Origin of the sequence: Leisingera aquaemixtae (genome assembly GCF_001458395.1) — a bacterium.
Classification (GTDB): Bacteria; Pseudomonadota; Alphaproteobacteria; order Rhodobacterales; family Rhodobacteraceae; genus Leisingera; species Leisingera aquaemixtae.
In genome coordinates this window covers 302,117-327,063 of the sequence record NZ_CYSR01000040.1, presented here as the reverse complement: position 1 = coordinate 327,063, position 24,947 = coordinate 302,117, and the positions used below count along the sequence as shown (strand labels likewise).

Annotated in this window: 23 protein-coding genes; 11 read left to right on the top strand and 12 right to left on the bottom strand. The window is 61.7% G+C overall.

The window, feature by feature from the left end:
* Positions 1-155: 155 nt before the first annotated feature.
* From PHA8399_RS21695 to phnE, 4 genes are read left to right on the top strand one after another with little or no spacing between them, the layout of a single operon-like run.
* A complete protein-coding gene (locus PHA8399_RS21695; protein ID WP_244270279.1) occupies positions 156-1,820 on the top strand; it encodes a cytochrome c peroxidase in 1,665 nt (554 codons plus the stop codon).
* Positions 1,820-2,677, top strand: a complete 858-nt coding sequence (locus PHA8399_RS21690) for a phosphate/phosphite/phosphonate ABC transporter substrate-binding protein (protein ID WP_058288149.1) — start codon at positions 1,820-1,822, stop codon at positions 2,675-2,677. The genes PHA8399_RS21695 and PHA8399_RS21690 overlap by 1 nt, the downstream gene beginning before the upstream one ends.
* The gene (locus tag PHA8399_RS21685) at positions 2,674-3,444 is read left to right on the top strand and encodes a phosphonate ABC transporter ATP-binding protein (protein ID WP_058288148.1); all 771 of its coding nucleotides are present in this window, start codon (positions 2,674-2,676) and stop codon (positions 3,442-3,444) included. The genes PHA8399_RS21690 and PHA8399_RS21685 overlap by 4 nt, the downstream gene beginning before the upstream one ends.
* Positions 3,444-4,187 (top strand): phosphonate ABC transporter, permease protein PhnE, encoded by a 744-nt coding sequence (gene phnE / locus PHA8399_RS21680; RefSeq protein WP_058288147.1) that lies wholly within the window; start codon positions 3,444-3,446, stop codon positions 4,185-4,187. The genes PHA8399_RS21685 and phnE overlap by 1 nt, the downstream gene beginning before the upstream one ends.
* Positions 4,188-4,406: 219 nt before the next feature.
* Here phnE and PHA8399_RS22500 read toward each other — a convergent pair whose 3' ends face one another.
* Positions 4,407-4,637, bottom strand: coding sequence for a hypothetical protein (locus PHA8399_RS22500; protein WP_145977110.1), 231 nt, complete (start codon positions 4,635-4,637; stop codon positions 4,407-4,409).
* Between the two features lie 132 nt (positions 4,638-4,769).
* Here PHA8399_RS22500 and PHA8399_RS21675 point away from each other — a divergent pair, with 132 nt between their 5' ends.
* Positions 4,770-5,579, top strand: coding sequence for a class I SAM-dependent methyltransferase (locus tag PHA8399_RS21675; protein ID WP_058288146.1), 810 nt, complete (start codon positions 4,770-4,772; stop codon positions 5,577-5,579).
* Positions 5,580-5,934: 355 nt separating this feature from the next.
* Here the strand turns inward: PHA8399_RS21675 and PHA8399_RS21670 are convergent, their stop codons facing one another.
* Complete coding sequence (locus PHA8399_RS21670; protein ID WP_208856364.1) at positions 5,935-6,627, bottom strand: MOSC domain-containing protein; 693 nt, start codon at positions 6,625-6,627, stop codon at positions 5,935-5,937.
* Positions 6,602-6,964 carry a Rid family hydrolase gene (locus PHA8399_RS21665; RefSeq protein ID WP_082649617.1) on the bottom strand — a complete coding sequence of 121 codons (363 nt, stop codon included), beginning with the start codon at positions 6,962-6,964 and terminating at the stop codon, positions 6,602-6,604. Before PHA8399_RS21665 ends, PHA8399_RS21670 begins: the two co-directional genes overlap by 26 nt.
* A 701-nt stretch (positions 6,965-7,665) precedes the next feature.
* Between PHA8399_RS21665 and PHA8399_RS21660 the strand changes: the two genes are divergently transcribed.
* The 6 genes from PHA8399_RS21660 to PHA8399_RS21635 all read left to right on the top strand — a co-directional run bounded on the left by PHA8399_RS21660 (position 7,666) and on the right by PHA8399_RS21635 (position 16,544).
* On the top strand, positions 7,666-8,727 hold the full coding sequence (locus PHA8399_RS21660) for a DMT family transporter (protein ID WP_058288143.1): 1,062 nt from the start codon (positions 7,666-7,668) through the stop codon (positions 8,725-8,727).
* Positions 8,728-9,327: 600 nt separating this feature from the next.
* Positions 9,328-10,773, top strand: coding sequence for a trypsin-like peptidase domain-containing protein (locus PHA8399_RS21655; RefSeq protein WP_058288142.1), 1,446 nt, complete (start codon positions 9,328-9,330; stop codon positions 10,771-10,773).
* A gap of 213 nt (positions 10,774-10,986) precedes the next feature.
* Positions 10,987-12,309: a KamA family radical SAM protein gene (locus PHA8399_RS21650; RefSeq protein ID WP_082649611.1), complete on the top strand. Its 1,323-nt coding sequence runs from the start codon at positions 10,987-10,989 to the stop codon at positions 12,307-12,309.
* Positions 12,303-13,313, top strand: coding sequence for a D-alanine--D-alanine ligase family protein (locus tag PHA8399_RS21645; RefSeq protein ID WP_058288140.1), 1,011 nt, complete (start codon positions 12,303-12,305; stop codon positions 13,311-13,313). Before PHA8399_RS21650 ends, PHA8399_RS21645 begins: the two co-directional genes overlap by 7 nt.
* Positions 13,310-14,317: a D-alanine--D-alanine ligase family protein gene (locus tag PHA8399_RS21640; protein ID WP_058288139.1), complete on the top strand. Its 1,008-nt coding sequence runs from the start codon at positions 13,310-13,312 to the stop codon at positions 14,315-14,317. The genes PHA8399_RS21645 and PHA8399_RS21640 overlap by 4 nt, the downstream gene beginning before the upstream one ends.
* Complete coding sequence (locus tag PHA8399_RS21635; protein ID WP_058288138.1) at positions 14,292-16,544, top strand: GNAT family N-acetyltransferase; 2,253 nt, start codon at positions 14,292-14,294, stop codon at positions 16,542-16,544. Before PHA8399_RS21640 ends, PHA8399_RS21635 begins: the two co-directional genes overlap by 26 nt.
* A 33-nt stretch (positions 16,545-16,577) precedes the next feature.
* On the opposite strand, the gene PHA8399_RS22610 is transcribed toward PHA8399_RS21635, so the two are convergent.
* The 9 genes from PHA8399_RS22610 to PHA8399_RS21595 form a co-directional block, all read right to left on the bottom strand.
* A complete protein-coding gene (locus PHA8399_RS22610; protein WP_158509287.1) occupies positions 16,578-16,718 on the bottom strand; it encodes a hypothetical protein in 141 nt (46 codons plus the stop codon).
* 197 nt (positions 16,719-16,915) lie between these two features.
* The gene (locus PHA8399_RS21630) at positions 16,916-17,383 is read right to left on the bottom strand and encodes a CBS domain-containing protein (RefSeq protein WP_082649610.1); all 468 of its coding nucleotides are present in this window, start codon (positions 17,381-17,383) and stop codon (positions 16,916-16,918) included.
* A gap of 67 nt (positions 17,384-17,450) precedes the next feature.
* Entirely contained in the window at positions 17,451-17,699 is a 249-nt protein-coding gene (locus PHA8399_RS21625) for an EF-hand domain-containing protein (protein WP_058288136.1), read from the bottom strand.
* Between the two features lie 173 nt (positions 17,700-17,872).
* On the bottom strand, positions 17,873-19,660 hold the full coding sequence (locus PHA8399_RS21620) for an SLC13 family permease (RefSeq protein WP_058288135.1): 1,788 nt from the start codon (positions 19,658-19,660) through the stop codon (positions 17,873-17,875).
* Positions 19,661-19,979: 319 nt separating this feature from the next.
* Positions 19,980-22,373, bottom strand: coding sequence for an endopeptidase La (gene lon, locus PHA8399_RS21615; RefSeq protein WP_058288134.1), 2,394 nt, complete (start codon positions 22,371-22,373; stop codon positions 19,980-19,982).
* Entirely contained in the window at positions 22,370-22,765 is a 396-nt protein-coding gene (locus PHA8399_RS21610) for an Hsp20/alpha crystallin family protein (RefSeq protein ID WP_058288133.1), read from the bottom strand. Before PHA8399_RS21610 ends, lon begins: the two co-directional genes overlap by 4 nt.
* Positions 22,766-22,870: 105 nt before the next feature.
* A complete protein-coding gene (locus tag PHA8399_RS21605) occupies positions 22,871-23,227 on the bottom strand; it encodes an SPW repeat protein (protein WP_058288132.1) in 357 nt (118 codons plus the stop codon).
* 102 nt (positions 23,228-23,329) lie between these two features.
* The gene (locus PHA8399_RS21600; protein ID WP_058288131.1) at positions 23,330-23,716 is read right to left on the bottom strand and encodes a hypothetical protein; all 387 of its coding nucleotides are present in this window, start codon (positions 23,714-23,716) and stop codon (positions 23,330-23,332) included.
* A 138-nt stretch (positions 23,717-23,854) separates the two neighbouring features.
* Positions 23,855-24,691: a Crp/Fnr family transcriptional regulator gene (locus tag PHA8399_RS21595; protein ID WP_082649609.1), complete on the bottom strand. Its 837-nt coding sequence runs from the start codon at positions 24,689-24,691 to the stop codon at positions 23,855-23,857.
* Positions 24,692-24,947: the final 256 nt, after the last annotated feature.

Here is a 24,947-nt window from a genome sequence, read left to right as displayed (position 1 = left end):
TTTTGCCGGTGGCCGCCGGGGCCACAGCGGTTGAGCAAGCCCCTTGGGCGCCGCGCTCCGCCGCTTATCGCCTGACACTGTTCATGGGGAACCTGACCCCGGTTCCTTGGGAAAAAATCAAAAACAGCTGGACCGCACCGGCGCCAGGCAGCGCATTGTCTGAAGATGCCATGTCGCGGGTCACCCCGGCTGAGGCCAGTGCGATCAGCGCGGCGCTTGCAGCACAAGACCGCCAGGCGCTGTTCGAGGCGGCCACGGCGGTCGTGGCCCAGGGTATTCTGCGTCACCTGGAGGCGGCGGAGGCAGCGCTTGGACAGCCCAACGCAGCACATGAGGTTGCCAAGGCCGAAGCGCTGTTCCGCGCCTTCGAGGACGGCATCAAGGCAGCTGATGCCAAAGCTGCGCGGGATCTGGGGCGGGCATGGCTCGTCCTGAACTCCTCGCTTGGCACCGCTGGCGTGCTTGGCCATGGGGCACAAGAGACCGATGCAGAGCGCTTTGCCGCAGCACATGCAACGCTCGAAACCTATCTTACGGAGAATTATTTGCCTGCCGCCTATGCGGAACGCGAAAAGCTGACCCCGGTCCCCGAAAGCGCAGTGCGCTCGGGAACGCCGGTAACGCTGCCTGCAACCTTGCCGCCGGGGTCGAATATCGCCGATCAGCGGGAGTTGCCCCGGCTGGTGCTGCAATTCGAAGAAGCTGGCGAGGATGAGGCCAACCTGCCGCTGGTTGCCTATGGTGACATGCTGTTCGACAGCCCGGAAATCTTTGGCGCCCCGGCCCGCGAACTGGGTATTGCCTGCTCCACCTGCCACAACCGTTCGGACGTGAACCGGGACTTCTTCATCCCCGGACTGTCGAAATATGCGGGTGGCATGGATGTCGACGGTTCCTTCTTCAACCCAATGTTCAATGACAGGGCGGACGACCATCTGGATACGCCGTCGATGCGGGGCATCCGGTTTACCGCGCCTTACGGCCGCGACGGGCGCGAGCCCAGCCTGCGGCGGTTCATCCGCAACGTGATCGTGACCGAGTTTGCCGGGGAGGAACCGACACCCTTCCAGCTGGACGCGCTGGAAGCGTATGTCAAACAGTTCGATTTCCTCCCGAACCCGAAGATTGACCGGGCGGGCAGGCTGACGGATCTGGCCTCGGACGCTGCCAAGCGCGGGGAAGAACTGTTCAACACTGAATTTACCGGACTGGGAGACCGCTCCTGCGCCTCGTGCCACACGCCCGAGCGTAACTTCCGCGACGGTCTCACATACGACATCGGCACTGCCGAACCGCCCTTCCCGGGCGGCACGCCAATCCACTTTGAAACCCCCACCCTGCGCAATATCAACTTCACTGCGCCCTATCTGCACGACGGGTCGCTGCCAACGCTGGCCAGCGTGGTGGACTGGTTCGATGCAAGCAAGAATCTGGGGCTGGATGAGGCGCAGCGCGCCGATCTGACCGCCTACCTCGAGGCTGTCGGAGATGGCGAGGAACCCTATCAGGCGTTTGAAGGTCGCGACAGCGTGTTCCGCCTGTCCTGGGAAGAGCTGACCACCTTTGCAAGTACCCTCGACACGCTGCTGCCGATGCGGGATGCGCAAAATATCGCCCTTCTGGTGGATACGGTCGCCCCTGATCTGGCGGCAGATGCAAGCGTCATGGTTAATCAAAACTCCAAGCCGGAGATCTATAAATTCGCGGCCATCCTGCGGGCTGTCGGCGATGCAAGCGCTGCCGGCGATTGGGACGAGGCAGGCCTCCAGTGGAGCCAGTTCAAGGCAATGCAGGCTGAAATTGACGAGAGGATGTACTGATGCTGTCGCGCCGCAATTTTCTGGCCGTATCGGCCGCAATCCTCGCCGCGCCAGCCTTGGCAGCGGGTGAGGAACTGAAACTGGCCTTTATTCCGCAAGAAAACCCCGAAAAGCTGCTGGGCGACGTCAGGGCAATCACCGGCTGGCTGTCCGAACGCATGGGAATGACGGTGACAGGGTTTGTGACCTTCGACCATGCCGCCGCCGTCGAGGCGCTGCGCAACGGCGATGCAGACATATCTTTCATGGGCGCCCTGCCTTATGTTCTGGCCGAGGATCAGATTGGTGCCGTGCCACTGCTGTCAGAGGTCTACCGCGGGCAGCCGAGCTATGCGGGCCGCGTGTTTGTCCGCAAAGACAGCGGCATCGAGACGCTGGCCGACCTCAAAGGGCGCGACATTGCCTTTGCCGATCCTGTGTCGGAGTCCGGCTATCTCTACCCGCTTGACCTTTTCGTGCGCGAGGGGCTCATCGCCGATGCAGCCGATGCGGACAATTTCTTTGGCCGGAAGTTCTTCGCCGGGGGCTATCAGCAGGCGATGCAAGCCATGGCGAATGGCCTCGTGGATGCCGCCGGCGCCAGCCAGTATGCCGATCTTCTGCTGACACCGGATCAGCAGGCAGAAGTCAAAGTCCTGGCCGAAAGCGAACAGATCCCAAGCCACGCGGTTGTTGCCCGGCCCGGCTTGGATCAGGGTGTGCAGGCCAGGTTCGTCGAAACCATGCTGCAGCTCAATGAGCCCGGCAACCGCCACCTGCTGGCGTATCTCTATGGGCCGGACGGCTACATCGCGGCGGACCGGGACGTTTACGAAGGCGTGCGCGAGACCGCCCGGCGCTACGGGTATCTGAAATGACAGCAGCCTTCACCCTGAATGCAGTGTCCCACCACTTCGACGGCGCCGCGGCGCTGCGCGAAGTGTCGCTCAGCGCTGCTCCGGGTGAACGGGTGGCACTGCTTGGCCCGTCGGGCGCCGGAAAATCCACCCTGCTCGCACTGCTCGACGGCCGCCTGCGCGGCTGGCACGGCGAGGCCGGGGTTCTGGGGGTGCCGCTTTCGGCAACGCACGCTCTGCCGCGTGAGCTGCGCACCGGTGCCGGGTTCATCTTTCAGGAATTTGCGCTGGTTGACCGGCTGACTGTCTATCAGAATGTGATGAACGGGCGGCTTGCCCGGATGCGGACCTGGCCCTCCCTTTGGGGACGGTTCGGCGAGCAGGATCACCTCAAGGTGGCCGCGGCGCTGGAAGACACCGGCCTTTCCGGCCTGGCCCGGCGCCGGGCCGACCAGCTTTCGGGCGGGCAGCGCCAGCGGGTGGCAATTGCCCGCTGCCTGGCGCAGGAGCCCAGGCTGGTCCTGGCGGACGAGCCGGTGAGCAACCTTGACCCTGCCCATGCGGAACGGATCCTCGGCCTGATCACAGGTGCGGCAGACAAGCGCGGCATTGGAGTTGTCTTCAGCTCGCACCAGCCGGAGCTGGCGCGCCGTTTTGCGGGCCGGGTTGTGGGGCTGCGGGCCGGCGCAGTGCAGTTCGACAAACCATCCGGCCAGGTCACCAGCGATGACATCGATGCGCTGTATCATGGGGCAGCACCTGGCGCCGGGCTGCGCGTGGTCAGCTGATGGGCCGGGGGCTGGTCTGGATCGTGCTGGCGCTGGCCATTCTCTGGTCGGCCGCAAGCGCGGAAATGGGCCTGGACAAGCTTCCCGGCGCGGCACCGCGCCTGGGCGAGTTCCTCGGACGGATGATGCCGCCGGACCTGTCAGTTTGGCGCGAAGTTCTGCAAGGCCTGGCGGAGACTCTCCGGATTGCCATCCTGGGCACGTTCTTTGCCGTCCTCCTGTCCGCTGGGCTGGCAGTTCTCGCAGCCGAGACCCTGGTGCCTGCTGCCGTCTGGCGCCCGGTGCGCGGGCTTCTGGCGATGATCCGCTCCATTCCGCTGATCCTTGTGGCGATGCTCATGGTCGGTGCGGTGGGGCTTGGGCCCTTGCCCGGGATCCTCGCCATCACCTTCCATGCAACTGGGATGCTGGCGAAATTCTATGCCGAAGCGATCGACAATGTGGCCGCCGCCCCGGTGGCAGCACTGGAAAGTGCTGGCGCCAGCCGCACGCAGCAGCTGCGATGGGCGATCTGGCCTCAGATGGCGCCGGTCATCCTGCGGGACACCGTGTTCCGTTTCGAACTGAACCTGCGCGAAAGCCTGATCCTTGGCGTTGTCGGTGCGGGCGGCATCGGGCTTTATGTCCAGACCTACGTTCGCTCGTTCCAATATGACAAGGCCGCGACGGTAACCATGGCCATTGTTGTGCTTGTGCTTGCGTCGGAGGCGGTCAACTCCGCCCTGCACAAGCGGTTTTCCTGAGCGGACCCTTCCAGATTATTATGAAGGTTATATTAGGCGAAGCTGCCATTTGAGCGAAATAGCTCTGTGGCGGCTTTGTCCGCTCCTCGTTAGCCGGTCGTGGTTGCAACGAAAAGGGCGGTTCGAATTTCGCGCCCCAGACTGGCATTGAATGACCGGTCTGGCGACATCGGCTGCATCGCAGCGATGAGCGTGCCGCACCCGCGAGCGAATGCTACGTTAGCAAAAAACAGGAAGGGCAATGGCGGCTCCGTCCGGCGTCTTACCTGTTCGCGCACCACGCAGCAAACTGCGTTGCTTCCCGAACCGGCCATTTGTGACCGGTACGGCGAAGGTGCCGGGAAAGCCCACACCGGAAGTGCTGGAATATTGCTGCGTGCGCACGCAGCGCAGCAGTCCGCTGCAACCGCTGAATTCCGCCCGCTGCACGGCAGCAGGAAATGCGGCCATTCCGGCAGCCTGCGGAAAATCTGGAACCACAAAATCAAGCCGCGCGGGACTGAACAGACGTTTGGAGAATAGTCTTTGTTAGCTGTAGACTTCGCTTGCGTCCGAGGCATTAGCACGTGAGAGGAGCTTCGCATGGCACGGGATACGTTCCAGCTTGGTAAAGCCGCTGCAGCGGCCTACGAGCAGCAAAAGGTCAAAGCCATCTTCCGGCCGCTGGCCGAGGCGACGCTGTCCGCCATCGAAATCTCCAATAAAGACGTTGTGCTGGATGTAGCCTGTGGTACCGGGATCGTCAGCCGTGTCCTATGGGAACGGAGCTCGCCAGAAGCGGCGATAACCGGCATCGATCTCAACGAAGGGATGATCGAGATGGCCCGCGGAGTTACAAGCAATACTCCTGACGCCTTCAGTTGGCACACTGGCGACGTGACCGGCATGCCTTTTAACGATGGTTCCTTCACCAGTGCCATTTGCCAGCAAGGTTTTCAGTTCTTTCCGGATGAAGAGGCGGCCCTGAAGGAAATTCGCCGCGTGCTGCAGCCCGGCGGCCGGTTCATTCTGACAGTCTGGGCCGAACCGTCCCGTTTCTTCCTTGCACTGGCAGACGCCATCGGCCGCCACGTGTCACCAGAAGACGCAACGCGCTCTCTCGCGCCATTCACCTACGCGGGCCTTGACGCCATACCTGAACTACTGTGTTCATGCGGTTTCGCCGATGTTTGGTCGACCGACCTGACGGTTGAACGGGTCATTCACGAGCCGAAAGTGAGCATACCGCTGGAGATCACCGGAAACCCTGTAGGACCAGCGGTCTTAGGACGAGGTGAGGAGGTCATGGCAAGCATCGTCTCCGAGGTCCTGGCCACATGTTCCGACTTGCTTCGTGGCAATGATCTAATCTCGCCGCAGACAGCCCGGTTGTTCAACGCCACCGCCGTTTGAAGCGCCAAGGCTTTCGGTCAACGACCGGAGACGGCTCCACGCTGCCATGCGGAGCCGCTGCATCAGGTCGCTCGAACCAGGATCGCGACCGGACGTTTGTATGCTTTGAAAAAATCCGCCAGCCAGCACTAAGCCGGCGCCTGGAGCGGGAGGGAGGGATGGGAGAAGTTTCGTGCCCAAAAGGCCGCCGCACACTCTGGTCAAACGTCTGTAAACGTGAATTTTTATCAGATTGCCTCGACTACCGCGTGCGGTTCGTTGCCCGGCATAAAGTCATTCCAGCAATGAGCAGCAGTCCATCGCTTCAAGTCCTGTGAAAACCTATTGAAGCCCGGAAACAGAGCTTCTGCCTGAGTTATTTTGCCTGCAGTATCTTCAGACGCTCGATGAACTCATCCTTGAAGCCCGGCGCCAGCGCCTGGCAGCCAACGGCTTGAACCAGAGATTCCTCATTCAGTTTCTCATGATAGTAGAGATTATGAACCGCGGTCACGCTGGGCGCCCCATTGTCCCGGTGCGCGAGTTCAATCGCATCGCCCGCTTCAACGCTCCCTTCGCTGATGACCCGGAAGTAAAACCCTGTCCTGGCACTTGCCAGGCATGTTTTGATCGCTTCACGAACCCCCATCCTGATCCCGAATTTGAAGCAAGGCGACCGCGGCTGGGAGACCTCCAGCAGTGCCTCCCCTATTTGGTAGCGGTCACCGATGCGCACTTCAGTCTCCAGCATGCCCTCAGTCGTCAGGTTCTCCCCGAAATGCCCGAAGGCATAGCCTGACTGGCCCAGCTGGTTTTGATAGAATTCGTAGTGTTCCGCAGGAAACGCATAGACCGCTTTGTGCGGGCCGCCATGGACTGTCAGGTCGGCCTGCTGATCCCCGTCGATATTGGTCTCCCGCACCATACGCGGGCCCTCCACCGCACTTTTATAGAATCCAGTCGATATTTTGCGGCTGCCGTATTCAATCTCGACAGGCCGTGCGACACTAAGCGCCAAAACCTGCATCGCGCCCTCCCCGGCCTTATCGCGGTTCTGAAACCACGGCATCCACTTCGATTTCCACCAGCCACTCAGGGTTCACAAACCGGTCAATTGCCATAATCGTGTCTACTGGCCGGGCATCCTTGCAGTAGAGTTTTCGAGCCTCGATAGCCTGCTTCCAATTCTCGATATCCGTGAGGATGACACGTGTCCGCACGATGTCGTGCAACCCCGACCCTGCATCCTCCAGGGCCGTTTTGATAATCTCAAAACACTGCTTGGTCTGCGCAAATACATCGCCAACGCCAACAGTCTTCCCTTCGGAATCAACAGGCGCTGTCCCGCCTACCGCAATGAAGGGGCCAACCCTTACCGCGCGGCTGAATCCGACGATTTCCTCCATCGGGTTCCCGTTCGAGATCAATTTCCGATTTGCAGCCATATCTGATCTTCCTTGTTGAGCTTGGTGAAATTCTATTATGAAACAACCAAGGTATCTCGCCGATTTCTGCTTTGCGGAATGTCGGTTTTGTCCCGCGTCTCTATTGTAGGACCAGACTGCGGCGAATAGGCAGTTTGAAATTCGCGCCTCAACCCGGCTTTCATTGACCATTTTGACGACAGTGGATTGCATCGCAGCGAGAGGTTTGCTGCAGCAGCTCAGCGGATGCTGCGTCAGCAATAGCTGCAAGAGCAAAGGGCGGCTCCGTCCCGCGAACTGTGAATTCGAGCAGGCAAAGATTATTGCAGCGCGGCGAAAGTCCGGTCTGACGGGCCGCACTGCGGCGAGCACTGTCATGGATGAACGGCAGGAATGGGCCGTCCTCAACGCTTAGCCGGAACCTAATCGGCTGGATGCTGCGCTGCTTCCGATGACCTTGAAGAGCCCAAGGACGAAGCTGCTCCACGGCATTGGCGCGGGTGGCTTCTTCCTTGGGTCCTGAGGCCACTGTTCACGCCAGGCGGATGCAATATCCCCCTCCGGTTTTGCGGTTCACTATACAAGACAAACCAATGCGTTCGCTGGTACCCGCAATCAGGTATTTTCGACATTCAGGTCGCTGCAGAGCAAGACAAACCTATTGGAATTTGCAAGCTGCCCTAATGTCAGCCTCACCCGAAATTGGCGCACCGCCGCTGCCCCGCACTACCCAAGGGATCGCCTGTGTGCTTTCCGGGATGGTCCTGTTTGTCGGGCAGGACGTTCTGATGAAGGACATGTTAAGCCATTACCCGGTTTGGATGCTGATATTTGTCCGGTCCATCGTAGCCTTGATCACTCTACTGCCGCTCGTCATTTGGCTAGGCGCACCGCATCGCATCTTCACCCCTCTCTGGCCGTGGTATCTGGCGCGGGCCATGCTTTTCGCCTCCGGATTCGCGATGTTCTATTCAGCATTTCCCTTCATGGGACTGGCTGAGGTCACTACGCTGTTTTTCTCGGCACCTTTAATGACAGCGGCACTTGCGGCTCTTTTTCTACACGAAAAAATCGGGCTTCACCGTGCAGCAGCACTGCTTGTTGGCTTCACAGGTGTAGTAATTGCAATGAACCCGGCAGGCGACAGTTTTGGCTGGATTGCCATCCTTCCGCTCCTTTGCGCTCTCACTTATGCCATCAGTCAGACGATTGTGCGCAAGATCGGTGAGCAAGATACCTCGCTGACCATCGGTCTTTACACAATCTCATTTTCAGGTGTTCTGATTGTACCGATGGGATACGCCGTGTCGCAGATGATCGTGATCACACCTGAATTGAGCCACCTCCGCATGGGCTGGCCGGTACCTCAGGCGGAGGGCGTTGCCATGCTCGCTTTGCTGGGGAGTATCGGAACAGTGGCCTACACGCTGGTTTCCCGCGCCTATCAAATCGCTAACGCCAGCGTGATTGCACCTTTTGACTACAGTTATCTGCCTCTGGCTGCGGCCCTCGGATTTCTGCTGTGGGGAGAGGTGCCGCCCTACACGACTTTCGCTGGAATGGTGCTGATCGTAGCGAGCGGACTGTATACCGCATATCGGGAACTGCGCGTCAACCGCGCCGAGGCCGACAATCCCCCCATCGCTCAGACCGTCTTTACGCCAGGTGCGCCCGCAGTGGTACTGGAGGATGCGCTGGATGCGGAGGCGGTGGAACTTGATGAATCTGAAGAGCAGCTGAACTGATCGACGGGCCGCTGGGGCTCAGGATTACATATCCAAGAAGCGAGTGCGTGCCCACGAGCTAATTAGCAATGGATCCGATGTCTGGTTGCAGTACGTCGATGCCGAGTTTGCGAACAGAGCATTTTGCGATGCTTAACCCATTTTCTCTCATCAAGCGAGCATGGTTAAGCAGACAACTAGGAGCAGCCCGATGCCCCTCCAGCGTTCGGCCTCTGCCGCTCCGACTGTGTTCTATAACGTTTCACAGTTTAGCGCAGCACGTGACCGGCACTCTGCTGTCGCCCCAAAACCCGCTACACTTGGCAGCTTGTTCTTTTCAGCCTACCAGCCACATTCCGCATTTTGGTCCAAAGAGGCTTCAAGAAGACAAGTGCCACTAGGTCCTACGCCTCTAGTACAGTATTTGCCGGACTGGTTAGGACCTGCAACCCTGCGAAACAAAATCCGCGGCAGCATCTTTTCTTTCCCGGCATCGATGCCATCTAGTTGCATGTCTACTCTGTGTTGCCGCTCTACGGGACTGCGGCAGGTGCAGCCGGACCGCTGGACAGACGGAAAGTCTCACGCCGCAGCGTACAACCCACCCCGCGTGATCAGTCTATGCCTATCGACCTTTTCCGAAATGCAGCTCTGCAGATTGCAGCCGCCTGCCTGCTAGCCTTCCCCATTGCCGTCCAGGCGCAATCCGACCCACAGCCGTCCAAGTTGGATTCCACCGGTTCTTTTGCGCCGATCGTCGAAGAACTCCTGCCTGCCACCGTTATGATCAGGACCTATGGCGGCTATGCCGTAGCCGGCAAAAACACCTCCGGCCACGCTCTGGCACAGGACGACCCAACGTCTCCGGAGCCAAGCGGCACCTCGGCAAGCGGCTTCATTATCAGTGCGGACGGTCTGATTGTAACTAATGCCCATGTCGTGAATGGTGCAGGTTCCATAATTGTCAGCCTGCTAAACGGCCGTTCCTATGAGGGAATCCTGATCGGGCAGGATGAGCACACCGATATTGCGCTGCTAGCAATATCAGCAGATGAGCCGCTGCCGGTTCTTGGCTGGGGCAATCCCGACAGCCTTAAACCCGGACACCGGGTGGTGGTGCTGGGTAACCCCTTCGGCCTTGGCCTGTCTGCGACCGAAGGCATTATCGCCGGGCTGGACCGCGATCTGCTGACCAGCCCCTATGACCGGTTCATCCAGATCGACGCCTCGGTGGTTAGCGGCGACTCCGGTGGCCCGCTAATCGATGCAGGCGGTTATGTGGTGGGCGTCAACACTGCCATGATGTCCTGGTGCGAGGGCTGCACGGGAATGGGTTTCGCGGTACCGGCCGACCTCGCGATGGAGGTCGCCGCCCAGTTGCTGGAAAACGGCCGGGTGCCGCGCGGTTATATTGGCGCCCAGAGCCAGCCGCTTACGCCAGGGCTGGCCACGCTCACAGATGCGCAGGGGCAGGCAGGCGAGATCATCACCAGGGTTGAGCCCGCTTCTCCGGCCATGGCCGCCGGGCTGCAGCCTGGAGATATCGTTCTGGCGGTGAACGGCACCCACGTTACCGCCACACAGCATTTGGTTGAGTTAATCGCCGGACTGCCGGAAGGCAGCGTCGCAGAGCTATCGCTGTGGCGCAACGGCACGCCGTCACAACAGGCGATCAGGATCGCCTCTGCCCCGGCAGGGATGGCAATGCAGGAACCGCAGAGCGAGGTGGAACTTTCTTTTTTTGGTCTAGTGCTGGCCGCGGTTCCAGCGGATGACGAAACACGGCGCGAACTGGCTATCCCAGCTGATGAGAAGGGCTGGCTGCTGGTGTGGACCGGTGGCGCGGAACGGCCCGGCAGCCTCGCCCCCGGCGATGTGATCACCCACCTGGACGGAATACCTCTGCCCGATCTGGCTGCTTTCCGCACTGCCGAAGCCAGGCTGGCCTCTAGCCGCAAGGATGCCGTCCTAGCCCGGGTTTGGCGCAACGGATCCGCCCTGTTTGTTCCGGTCTGGAGCAAGTCAGTGCATCGTTCAGTCAAGTCTGGCAGCTTCACGGAAGAGTAATAATGCAGCCCATTTCAGCCGCCTCACCTGCGGGTTTTCCACGGTCGGCCCGCGGACGGAAGCCCTTGGCAAAAAACCGCCAAAATTCTGTGTAAGCGCCTGCAAAACTTCTTGATTTTATCCTGAATCGGCCACAGGTTTTTCTTGTCCCAGAGCTGCGACAGCAACGACGATTGGCGCGCGACGGCACTCTGGGCGCAAGGAAAACCATGGATGGACCATCCCCTTGCTGCAGGTCCCGGCGTTCAGGAAAGCCAGGACCCACCAGAGACCGCCGCGGACCACGCTGATCTGCAATTGCCAGACCACGCTAAGGCCCGCATCTCCCCGCCCCTCCTTAGAAACCGCCGGGCACGGCCACCGAAATTCCCGGCCGGGGAAAGGACAAAAGCTTTCCGCAAGATCTACTTCCCGAAGGCCGCCGCGGAAGACTGGAACGACTGGCGCTGGCAGATGCGCAACCGCATCCGCAGCCAGGAGGTGCTCAGCCGGATCTTTGACCTGAGCGATGAGGAACAGGAGGCACTGGCCCAGCATCAGGGCGGGCTGCCGGTCGGCATCACCCCCTATTACGCCAGCCTGATGGGGCTGGATGATCCGGATGAGCCGCTGCGGCGCACCCATATTCCCGTCGGACAGGAATACTTACAACTCCCGGGAGAAGCAGGTGACCCGCTGGGCGAGGACCACGACACCCCGGTGCCGGGACTGGTCCACCGTTACCCGGACCGGGTGCTGTTTCTGACCACCGGCACCTGCTCGACCTACTGCCGGTATTGCACCCGGTCGCGGATGGTGGGCCAGGCAGGCGGTGAATACCAGTTTTCGGTCTCCCAGTGGGACCGGGCGCTGGACTACGTCGCTGCGCACCCCGAGGTCCGCGATGTGCTGCTGTCCGGCGGCGACCCGCTTACCATCGCGGATGACAAGCTTGATTACCTTCTGGGCCGCTTGCGCGCGATCCCGCATGTGGAATTCATCCGGCTTGGCACAAAAATACCGATCGTCTTGCCGATGCGGGTCACCCGCGAGCTTGTGCGGATGCTAAAACGGCACCACCCTCTGTGGACGTCGATCCATGTCACCCACCCCAACGAGCTGACACCAGAGGCCACAGAGGCCTGCAAGCGGCTGGCGGACGCGGGCATCCCGCTCGGCTCGCAAACCGTACTGCTGAAAGGGATCAATGACAGCGTTGATATCCTCAAACCGATGTACCAGGCGCTGCTGATGCGGCGGGTCAGGCCCTATTACCTCTACCAATGCGACCCGATCACCGGCTCCGCCCATTTCCGCACGCCGGTAGCCAAGGGGCTGGAGATCATTGAGGGCCTGCGCGGCCATACCACAGGCTATGCGGTGCCGCAGTTTGTGATCGATGCCCCCGGCGGCGGCGGCAAGATCCCGCTGCTGCCGGATTATGTTGCAGGGCGCGGCAGCAGCGACCTGATCCTGCGCAACTTCGAAAACAATCTCTACCATTACCCCGATCCGGGCGGCAGCCTGGGCGCATCAAAGGAACACCGGCCATGCTGATCGGCCTGACATACGATTTGCGCGACGACTACCGGGGCAGCAGCCTCAGCGATGAGGCGATGGCCGAGTTCGACAGCCCGGAAACTATTACCGCCATAGAAAACGCCCTGCGTGCGCGGGGCCACGAAACACAACGGATCGGCCATGTCCGTATCCTGGCGCAGCGGCTGGCGGCAGGCGACTGCTGGGATCTGGTCTTCAATATCGCAGAGGGGCTGCAAGGCCGCGCCCGTGAAGCGCAGGTCCCTGCCCTGCTGGAAGCTTTCGGTATCCCCTATACCTTTTCCGACCCGCTGACCCAGGCGCTGGGGCTGGACAAGGCGATGGCCAAACGGGTTGTGCGCGATGCGGGCATCCCGACAGCCCCCTTTGCGGTGCTGGAGACACCGGCGGACGATAGCGGACTGGACCTGCCGTTCCCGGTCTTTCTGAAACCTCTGGCCGAGGGCACCGGCAAGGGGTGCGAACATGCCTCCAAGGCGAACGGCGTGGACCAGGCCGCTGCCGCTGCCCGCTCCTTGCGCCAGCGCTTCTGCCAGCCGGTTCTGGCTGAGAGCTTCCTGCCCGGGCGCGAATTCACCGTCGGCATTCTCGGCAACGGGGCGGATGCGCGGGTGATTGCGGTGATGGAAATCCTTCTGCTCGACTCGGCAGAGCCGGAAATCTACAGCTTCCAGAACAAAGAGCATTGGGAAACCCGGGTCATCTACCGCCTTGCCGAAGACCTGGAGGCACGCGCCGCTGGCGCCTCCGCACTGGCCGCCTACCACGCGCTCGGCTGCCGCGACGCGGCGCGGATCGATTTGCGCTCCGACGCTGGCGGCACGCCGCATTTCCTGGAGGTGAACACCCTGCCGGGCCTGCACCCCAGCCATTCCGACCTGCCGATCCTGTCGGCCAAGGCGGGGCTTGATTACCAGGGGTTGATCGGCGGCATTCTGGATGCCGCCATCCGCCGCTGCCGCCTGGCGGACAGAACCGAGGCGCTCAGCGCAGCGCTATGAAACCGCTGTCCATCATCGTTCTGCACGGGGCGAGCGGAGACGATCCCGACGAACGTGACACCCGCGATACTGCGGAGGCAATCCGCGCCGCGTTGAGCCGGCAAGGCTTTGACGCCCGGCTCGCGCATGTCTCGGGCCGTCCTGCGAAGCTGCCCTGGGCGGCAAAAGACCGCCCGGAGCTGGTTTTCAACATGGTGGAAGCCATCGACCGCGACATGCAGCGCGCGGCTGAGGTGCTGCCGCTGCTGGAAGAAGTGGGTATTCCCTATACCGGCTGCTCCGCGGCAGCGCAGTTGGCTGCTCTCAGCAAGACCGCGCAAAAGAATCTCATGTCCCGGCACGGCTTGCCGACACCGGTCTGGCCGCAATCCGGCCCTGCCCTCGCGAAGCTTGACCGGGTGATTGTCAAATCCGTCACGGAACATGCCTCGCTGGGGATCGATGCTCAATCAGTTGTGTCCGGCGCCCACGCAACTGAGGAGATTGTCCGCCGCGAGGCCCGTTTTGGCGGCAGGTTCTTTGCAGAGGAATATATTCCCGGGCGCGAGTTCAACCTGTCGCTGCTGGAATGCGGCGAAGGCATAAAAGTGCTGCCGCCCGCCGAAATCCTGTTTCAGGATATCACCTCCGATGCCCCCTGCATCGTCGATTACGCCGCCAAATGGGATGAAACCGCACACAGCTACCATCACACACCCCGGCGGTTCACCTTTCCGGAGCGCGACAATGCTCTGCTGGGCCTGCTTTCGGATCTTGCCCGGCGCACCTGGCAGATCTTTGGTCTTTCTGGCTACGCGCGTGTGGATTTTCGGGTCGATGAGGGCGGCCGGCCCTGGATCCTGGAAGTGAACACCAATCCCTGCCTCGCGCCGGATGCCGGTTTCGCCGCCGCCGCTGAGCAGGCCGGGATGGGCTATGACGCCCTGATCGCGCATCTCGCAGCGCTCCCCCTCGCCGCAGCTGAAAAGGACCCGCGCCATGTTCCGCATCCGCAAGATTGCTGATGCCCACGCCTCCGCCAGCCAAGCCGCAATCGGCAAGGCTCTGGCGATCTTGCGCGCCCAGTTTCCGGGCAAACGGTCCGCCGATATCGACGCGCTGCCGGAGCATCTGAACAATCCGTTTGCCAAACGGTTCATCCCGTCGCTCTTTGTCGCGGAAAACGGGCGCGGCGACGTGCGCGGTACTGCCCTGCTGCTGTTCGACCCGGAACTCGATTTCGCATTCCTGGACATTCTGGCGGCAACCCCGGTAGAGGCCGCAGGCTCCGGCACCGGCGGGGCACTCTATCAGCGGATCCGGCAGGAGGCAGCCGCGCTTGGGGCTGCGGGGCTTTACTTCGAATGCCTGCCCGATAATCCTGAAAGCGTCCACGACAGCGCAGCCCTGGCCCAAAACGCGGCCCGGCTCAAATTCTACGAACGCTACGGTGCCCGTCCCATCACCGGCACAAGCTATGAGTTGCCGCTCTCGCCAGAGGACACCGATATGCCGCATCTGGTGTTCGATGGCCTAGGCCAGTTTGACTTGCCGCAAGCGGAACGGCTCAAAGAGATCTTCCGCGCCATCCTGGAACGTAAATACGCGGACCTCTGCCCGCCGGAATACGTCCGGAAAGTAGTGGCTTCTGCCATCTCGGGGGGCTACGGGTTGCGGCCGCCGCGCTATGCCGCCCGCGCGGTCAGCATGCCGCCGCCGACCGGGCTGCAGATTCCGATGGTTATCAACGATCGCCACGACATCCACCATGTCCATACCCGCGGCTATGTCGAAAGCCCGGTGCGAATTGCCGCCGTTACCGCAGCGCTGGACGCCACCGGTCTGTTCGCCCGCCTGCCGCCGCGGCATTTCCCGGACCGCTGGATCAAGGCGGCGCATGACCCGAAACTGGTGGAGTACCTTCGCAGCGCCTGCGCCGAAGCGCCGGAAAAAGGCGCGGTCTACCCCTATGTCTTTCCGGTCCGCAATTCGGCCCGCCGCCCGCGCGAACGCACCGTGCTGGCTGGCTACTGGTGCATCGACACCTTCACCCCGATCAACCGAAATGCCTGGCCTGCCGCCCGCCGCGCTGTCGATTGCACGCTCACCGCTGCAGAGGAGGTGCTAAACGGCGCCCCTGCCGCCTATGCACTGGTCCGCCCGCCCGGCCACCACGCCGAATACAAGACCTTCGGCGGGTTCTGTTACCTCTCCAACGCCGCTATTGCCGCCAACTTCCTGTCCCGGCACGGGCGGGTCGCGATGCTCGACATTGACTACCACCACGGCAACGGCCAGCAGGATATCTTCTACACCCGCGCCGACGTGCTGACGGTCTCCATCCACGGCGACCCCAGCTTTGCCTACCCCTATTTCACCGGCTTTCGCGATGAAACAGGGCAAGGCAGCGGCGCCGGGTACAACCTCAACCTGCCTCTGGCCGAACAGGCAACGCCTGGAGACTTCCACACCGCGTTGCAAAAGGCTCTGGCGCGGATTGCGGAACATGATCCGGGTTTTCTGGTCCTTTGCCTTGGATTTGACACTGGCCGCGGCGACCCGACCGGCACCTGGAAGCTGAGACCGCAAGACTTCCGCCAGACTGGTGCCTGCATCGGGCGGCAGCCGTTTCCCATTCTTGTGGTTCAGGAAGGCGGCTACCTGGTGCGCACCTTGGGCGACAATGCTGCTGCCTTTTTTAGCGGACTGGCCGAGGGAATTGCGCAGCGCCCGAAACCGGCGGCATCGCCCCGCCCCGCCCCGTCCCCGAAACGCCGCTGGCGCAAGACCCTGCGGGCCGGAGACGCCGCCCGAATCACGCAGCTGGTTGCGGAAACCGGTAAGTTCTCCACGGAGGAGATCGAAATCGCTGGCGAGCTGGCTCAGGAGCGGCTCAGCGCCGGAGCTGCCTCCGGCTACCACTTCCTGCTGGCCGAATCCGGCACCAGGCTGCAGGGTTACGCTTGCTTCGGCCCGGTGCCGGGCAGCGATCACAGCTGGGATCTCTACTGGATCGCAGTAGACCCGTCCCATCAGGGCACGGGCCTGGGGCGGCTGCTGATGCAACGGTCCGAGGCCGCAATCCGCCAGGCTCAGGGCCGCAAGGTCTATATCGACACCTCAAGCAGCCCGCCCTATGCGGCGACGCGCCGGTTCTATGAACGGATGGGTTACGTTATTTGCGCCGAGTTTCCAGATTTCTACCGCGACGGCGACGGCAAATCGGTTTACGAGAAAACCCTGGACCGCTGACAGGACGCTGCGCGAGGAGCCTTTTCCAGCAGTTCAGCCGCGGTACCGGCCGCCGCCATAGCGTCCAGGCGTATCGCCGTTTTCCACTTCGTTGGCATCGCAATCCGGCGGCAGGCACCGCCGCTCTGCCGCTTCCTGCTGGAGCGTTTCCGCCGGTTCCCAGCCATCCTCCATCAGGGTTTCCGGACGCGGCGGTGGCGTATCCCCTTGGCGCAACTCAGTACGCGAACGGGTTCGCGGAATCAGGCGCAGAAGCTTCCCCGCCAGAGCATGTGCCGCCTGTCTGGCGGCTGCCAATGTGGTATGGCCTGCCAAAACCATAAGCGTAGTCCTCAGATGCGCCAGCCAGGCGGGCGCGGTTTCGATCCGCTTTAGTTCTGCCGGTGCGGGCGCGGTCTGACCCGCCAGGATGCCCCAGCAACATAGTCCCGAAGTTCAGCTGCCTCCTGTTCCGCGGTCAGCAGCCGGTAGCGGGTGACGTCCAGAATGCTGATCACCGCAACAGGTTCCCCATCCTCAGTAACTGGAATATGGCGCACATGGTGCTTTGACATCAGCCATTCCAGCCGCTGCACGGACTGGCGGGCATCGCAGGAAATGACGGGGTGCGTCATCACGCTCCGCACCCGCAAATGACCGGGCAGCTTCTGGTGGGCCTCAAGATAACGTACGATATCACTGCTGGTCAGAATGCCGGCCATCGACCGCTTGTCCGAGGACACCAGCAGCGCTGATGTATCCTCCTGCGCAAGCAGAGCGATGGCCACATCCATGGGTGAGACTGGAGCAATCCACTGGATGTCTGCTTCCAGTTCATCAAGCAGTCTGCGAATTGTCATGGTGATACCCCTTTCCGAAACAAGGGTTCAGCCGGAAGAAGCTGCAGGAACGCCGCCGCTCCAGCTGCTACAACTCTGTCACTGGGTCTTCCAGAACTCCGGCGGCGACCGCATCCGCCATTTCCTCGTCATCCACGAAACCGTCCGCATCTGCATCAATTTCCGCAAACAGTTCGCTGGTCACGCCGGAATAGACAGCCTGCAGTTCCTCCAAGGACGCCTTGCCGTCGCCGTCTGTATCAATTCCGGCACTCATTGCATTGGCCGAAACTGCCGCCAGGGCCGCGAGAAGAGCGCCGAAAGCTACTCTGCTCATGTGTTTCTCCATCAGAAACCCGGCAACCCGTCATGAGCTGCCTATCGTTGAAATGGGACCGGCAATCGTTGAAGGCAAGGGAACAAAGTAAACTTTTAAAAAAGCAAATTCAGTTACTTACCCAACCCCGCGCAAACCCGCCCCTTTCCACATCCCCTAGCTGTCCACCAGACTCAAGCCAGCGGCCACAACAGCGGGATCAAGAGCACGGTAACCGCGCCTGTGACTATGTTCATTGGCACGCCGATACGCAGGAAATCCGCGAACTTGTAGCCGCCTGCTCCATAGACCAGAGTGTTTGTCTGATAACCGATCGGGGTGGCGAAACTGGCGGATGCCGCAAACATCACCGCCACGACAAATGGACGCGGATCCACTCCCAGGGCTGCCGCAAGCCCCGCTGCCAGCGGCGTCATGATCACCGCAATCGCGCTGTTGGTCAGAACTTCGGTCAGCACCGAAGTTACGGCATAGACAATGGCCAGCGCCACCCATGGCCCTGCCAAGGCCATCAACGGTTTCAGCGCTCCAACAATCAGCTCGACGGCGCCGCTGCTGTCCAATGCGCGGCCGATAACAAGCATTGAAACAATAAGGATCAGCAGACGACCGTCCACCGCCGAAAACGCCTCGTCCGGCTCGATGCAGCGTGTCAGCATCACCAGTGCCGCTCCAATCAGCGCCAACGCTAGGATCGGCGCCGCATTAAACCCAGCCAGCACCACAACTCCCAGCAGGATCGCCACTGCCAGCGGCGCCTTGCGGTGCCGGAAGGCGCGGGCCTGCCGCTGCACCAGCCTCACTAGGCTTTGCTCCAGAGCTAGCCGCTGAATGTCAGCAAGCGTTCCCTCCACCAGCAACGTGTCCCCTACCCGCAACACGGTATTTTCCAGACGCCTCCCGGCAGAGGCGCCTTTTCGGTGCAGCGCCAAGGGATAGACCCCAAACCGCCGCCGCCAGCGCAGCCGCCCCAAGGTGCGACCCACGGCCTTTGACCCCGGCCCCACCAGCAGTTCAGCAGTTTGTGACAATCGGGTGCGGCCGCTCTCTAAGTCCGGAATCCCGGCTCCCCGCGCGGTTCCTTCGCTGAAGGCCATCAGTGCGCTGTCACGGGCTTTCAGCACCACAATATCTCCGGCCTCCAGCCGTACCGCCGCCAGATCGCGGCGCAGTGACGCATCGCCGCGCACCACGTCTATCACTCGCGTACCGCCCCGTGTCAGCTCCAACGCCGTAAGCGGTGGCGCGCCAATCAGCGGCGAGCCCGCTGGGATGAAGACATCCACCAGCCAGCTCTTCGCCTCCCGCTCAGCCGTCTGGGCAGTAACCGTTACCCTCTCCGGAAGCAGATGCCGCCCGGCCAGAGTCAGGAACCCGCCCCCCGCCAATGCAACCGCAAGCCCCAGCGGCGCAATCTCGAACAGCCCGAACGGAACCATCCCCAGGCCACGGGCGACCCCGTCCACCAAGAGGTTGGTGGAGGTGCCGATCATAGTGACCGTGCCGCCCAGAATCACAGAATAAGACAAGGGGATCAGCAGCTTGGACGGGACCGTACCGGCCTGCCGGGCGAGGCCGATAGCAACCGGGATCAGCACCATTACCACCGGCGTGTTGTTCAGTACCGCCGAAGCCGCAGCCGCCGTGGCAAAGAAAGCTGCCACCGCTAGGACAGCATGGCGTTTTGCCATCCGCGCCATGAAGCTGGTCAGCCCTTCCAGCACCCCGGTCCGCACCAGCGCGGCACTCAGAATGAACATGACGCCAATTGTTGCCGGTGCCGGATTTGCCAGTGCCGCTAGCACATCCTCCGTGCTTACCAGTCCCAGCGCCAGCGCGGCGCAGGCACCGGTGAAGGCCACCAGATCCGCAGGCCACCGCTCGCTGGCAAAGGCAGCAAAGACCATTACCGTCAATGCCAGCGCCAGCGCCGGAGCAAAGTTGCCCGGATCTATGAACACCGCTCAGCTCCCCTCATGCCTGCGCCCTCCAGAAAAATCGAAAACCCTGCGAGCAGGCTCAGCCCAGCAAGGCGGCCCAGACACTGCCCACGCAGAAGTATCAACATCATGAGCACCGAGTTTGATGCAATATGCCGGATCCTTGTGCCCCGCCTTTAGAGGCATGTGATGAAGACTGCTTGCTGACACTGGCCGACGGCATTGTGCCGACTTTCCCAACCGAAGATCATGTGATGATAGAAAATGAAGAATTTGCAATCGCAGATTGGCACCGCTGGACGCCTCAAGGGCATTCATCTGCCCGGAGTGTAATTGCCCCCTACCCAGCCGATGCGCCCTTTCTGCCCGCAGCGCGCTGCAGCGCTTTGCGCAGCGCCTCGCTGGCAGTGTCGAGCCAGATGAAATCCAGCTGCTTACGGGTGCTCTCGGGAATGTCCTCCAGATCGCGCCGGTTGCGCGCGGGCAGCATCACCCGGTTAATCCCCGCTGCAGCGGCGGCCAGCACTTTTTCCTTGATTCCGCCCACTGGCAACACCACCCCGCGCAGCGATATCTCTCCAGTCATCGCAGTATCGTTGCGCACAGTACGATCCAGAAACAGGGAAGCCAGTGCGGTGTATATCGCTACCCCGGCGCTGGGACCGTCCTTTGGCGTGGCGCCGGCGGGCACGTGGACGTGAATGTCAACGCTGTCAAAGCTCTTGGCCTCCAGACCCAGACTCCCGGCCTGGGCCTTCAAAAGCGACAACGCGGTCTGGGCGCTTTCCCGCATCACCTCACCCAATTGGCCAGTGAGGATCAGCCGCCCCTTGCCCGGCGCTCGGCTGGCCTCGATAAACAGGATGTCGCCTCCGGCAGGCGTCCAGGCCAGCCCGGTGGCAACTCCCGGCGTACTGATGCGCAGCGCGGTCTCATTTTCAAACAGCGGCGCACCCAGCGCGGCCTCCACCTGATCCACCCCAAGCTTGTTTTTCGCTGGCTTGCCTTCAGCATAGCGCACAGCTGCAGCCCGCAGGACGGCGCCGATCTGACGTTCCAGCTGGCGCACCCCGGCTTCCCTGGTATAGCTGCGGATTATCAGCCGCAGCGCCGGCGGTGTGAACCGGAGGCGCTCGTACATCAAACCGTTGGCCCTCAGTTGCCGCGGCACCAGATAGCGCTTGGCGATCTCCAGCTTTTCTTCTTCGGTGTACCCCGGCAGGCTGATTACCTCCATCCTGTCCAGGAGCGGCCGCGGAATGCCTTCCAGCATGTTGGCCGTGGTCAGGAACACCACTCGAGACAGGTCGAAATCCACCCCAAGGTAATTGTCGCGGAATGTGCTGTTCTGTTCCGGGTCCAGCACTTCCAGAAGCGCTGCGGAGGGATCGCCCTGGACACCGTGGCCCAGCTTGTCGATTTCATCCAGCATCAGCACGCAATCTCGGCTGCCGGCCCGCCGCACCGCCTGAATAATACTGCCGGGCAGCGCCCCGATATAGGTGCGCCGGTGGCCCCGGATCTCGGCCTCGTCATGCACCCCGCCCAGGCTGACCCGGCCAAAGGTCCGCCCCAGGGCGCGCGCAATCGACTGGCCCAGGGAGGTTTTTCCAACCCCTGGCGGCCCGGAAAAGCACAGGATCGGCGCCCGGCTTTCAGGTGATAACTTGCGCACAGCCAGGAACTCGATGATCCGCGCTTTGACTTTTTCCAGCCCATAGTGGTCGGCGTTCAGAATGCCCCGCGCTTGGATCAGGCTAACCGGTCGGCCGCTTGGCGCCTGCCAGGGCAATTCCACCATCCAGTCGAGCCAGTTTCGCAGAACCGCCCCTTCCCCCGCAGCGTCAGACAGGCGCGCATAGCGGGCCAGTTCCTTGCGTGCCATTGCCTCGGCTTCCGGTGGCATGCCGGCCCGAGTGATTGCCTCGCCCAGTTGAGCAATCTCCTCCGCATTGCCGCCGTCCTCGCCCAGCTCATGCTGGATTGCCGCCAACTGCTCGCGCAGGATTGCCTCGCGGTGGCGTTCGTCAAAAGCAGCGCGCGTCTGTTCGCTGATCTCTCGGGTGATGCGCAGCACTTCCAGCCGCCGCGCCAGGATCTTCGACACCTTGTCCAACCGGGCAGCAATATCGACGGTTTCAAGGATCTCTTGCCGATCCTCAATTGGGATGTCGGAATAGGCCGCTGCCAGATCCGCCAACGCCCCCGGCTCGGTGGCTGCTTGGGCCGCCTCCTCCAACCCAGCGGGGCTCTGCGGCAACAGCGACAGCAGCTCTGCCGCTTGGCTTCTGAGATGCAAAAACCGGGCCTCGACCTGCGGCAGATGGCTGGTCACATCTGGCAGGTTCAGCACCCGGCCCACCGGAAACGGCGGCCCCTTCAGCATCTCGACCAGCCTAAACCGGGCCACTCCCTGGCAGATTATGTGATGCGCGCCGTCGGGCGAAGTCATCAGCCGAAGGATATTCGCAGCGCAGCCAATGCGAAATAGATCCTCCGCCCTGGGATCGCTGACCGCCGGGTTGCGCTGCAGCAGCAGCCCTACAGGCCGCGACTGGCGGATCGCCTGCTGGATTGCCGCAATGGATTTGGCTCGCCCGGTAGAGACAGGGAAGACTGTGCCGGGAAAGGCGACCACGTCGCGCACCGGCAGCAGAATCAACCCGTCTTCCGGCAACGGAACGTTCTGCATGTCCTGCAGCTGGGCCATATCTGAAGCGCTGGCTTGGTTCATGCCGTCTCTCCCTCTCCGCTCTTGCACAGCCGGATCAGCAAATGCCCCCGCACCGTCTGCCGCTTGACGGCATAGGTGCCCGGCGGGATCGGAATGCGCCGTTCGAACCGGCCAAAGGGCAGCTCTAGCCGGATCACTGTGGCATGGCACAGCTCCGGCGGCGGCTCCCGCCGCCCCCGGATGATCAGTTCGTTGTTTCTGATGCGCACCTCAACGTCATCGGCCTTGGCGCCTGGCAACACCACATAGACAAGCAGCTCGTCGTCGGTTTCCAAGAGATCCACCGGCGGTTCCCAGCAGGGCTGCCCGTCCTGCAAGGATGTGAGCAGAAACAGCTGACGGCAGAACTTCTCTGTCGCCGCAAGCTGCGCCATCGCTTCGGAAAGCAACATGTTCTCAGGAGGCTGACGGTCCATGCTTCACCAAAGTTTATCCTAGTATCCCTTACCCGGAGTTTCTGCCGCAGGCCTCAGAGCATCCGCCTGCCAAGCGCTGGGTCAGGTTTTCCTCCGCCAGGGGTCCTGCGCGATGCACCAACCGGCCAGCACCATGATAGCCCCACCGCTTAGAACCGCCGTCCATGCAACCGGCCCATTGTCAGTAAATCCAAGTGTCCAAGGCGAGAGGACCAGCCAAAGACCAATTGCCACGCAGCCCCATTCCTCCCAGCTGTTTCCTGTGTACTGGGCTGCGGCCGCCAGGACTGCGGCTGCCGATCCGGCTGCGATGAAGCTCCAGCTGACCGGGATGGCCAAACCGCCGTCGGCTAGCCCTGAATTATGAAGCCACGGCGTGACGGCGAGCCAGCAACCCAGGGCGGTGATGATCCAATTCTGCCAATGCTTGCGTATCATCGGCACGTCCTTTCCCCAAACGGCAGAAAACTGCCTTACCTCCAGTCTGCCGCATCGGCACAGGATTTCATTGACAGCAGTCAACCCGCCGGACCGCAGACCCTACGCTGCCTGACTGCCAGCCGGGTGCTCCGGAGCCTTTCCATCGCGGCGCCCTGCCGGCTGTTGCCCCCACGGCGCAGGCTGAAACCGCGGAGTTTCCGGCAATCCCTGCCAGTACCGGGCCATTCGCCCGGCTTCTTCGTGGTAATCATCCATCATCTTCTGAACATGGCGCCACTGCACCATCTGGATCTCGTCAAGACTGATGCAGCCCAGTATGCAGTGCTGCGTTTTGAAGTTTTCGTCGAGACGGGCCATGGTGAAACTGCAGGCCTCCCCCCAGACTTCGGCACAGACCTGCATTGCCTGCGCTACCGGCAAAGGGACCGTTCGATCCGCAGCCATGGCTGGTCGCTCATTCTGAATTTGCTGACTGGACACTTTCATGACACCCTCCGGGATTTTGCTCCGCAATAGTATGAACAAGGCCACCCAAACCACACCCCTGCCGGAGGGGCATTGACAGCGGTCATAGGCCGGCTGGTTCCTGCCCTGCCCGCTCGGGTCCCGGCAGGTTTTGGCTGATCAAGCGCCGCGAAAGAAAGCTTCGCCGATGGCAGACGGCGACTGCGTCACAATGTGAGAATTATTCGACCGCAGTACTCTCTTTGCTGCCTTTCCCTCCCCTGCGCCACGCTCGCCGTTAGCGATCTGCTGCAACACACCCATATTGCTTACCGCCGCCTGTTTAGGCGTCAGCATGACAATGGCTTGGCGCTGCTCCAGCTGGCTCAATCCCCGGCACAGGGTCTCCACCGTCATATCCAGCAACGAGGCCAAATCCCGGCGCCGCAGGTCGATAACCACAACGGCACCTTCGCTACAGTTGCCCTGACCAGCACCTGCCCCCTCAACCTCGCGCAGCAGCCAGCTGGCAATCCTACCCAATGTGCCGCCGCTGCGCAGCAGCACTGCCCAGTCCCACTGTGCTTTCAACTGTCGGGTGACTGAGGCGAGCAACGCCCGGCTTAGCTTGGGTTCCATCTGCATTAGCGTCTCCAGCGCGGGCAGCGCGATCCAACATAGCATGACATCGCTCGCGGCCTCCCAGGCAACTCCCGGCCGTTCCGGAAACACCGGACCGACCCATTCACCTGGTTGCAGCACCTGCAGCACATACGCTGCACCGGCTTCCGTAATGCAAACGATTTTCACCGCGCCTTCCACGATGATGCCGCCGTGCCCGGCCTCTTCGCCCTGCGGCACAATCGTTTCCCCCGCCCGGAACCCTGCCAGACGGGCCCGGCTTGAAAATGAAGCAAAGGCTTGCTCTCCCGCTGCTGCGCAAATACTCAAGTGGCTGACCGGGCACTCCCGGCAACGCCCTGCTGAAGCAGTGGCTGTGACTTTCCCATAATGCATTCCGGCTCTCCCCCCAGACAGGATGAACCAGGCAGGCACGGCGCGACTCACCGGCGCAGCGCTGCCAGCGGAGTGCCAGTCTGCACCTGCACGCTGTTTTGAGGAAGAGACTGTTTTGTAAAGAATTGTGCGCAAAGCGCTCCCAAAGCTGTGAAACTTTCAGTGCAAAATTGTTTCGTGATCCGCGGCTGGCAGCAGACCTTCCCCCGAACAGTCTGCTCTCTTCTCGGCCTGCCGCGGACCACTGCTGTGCAAA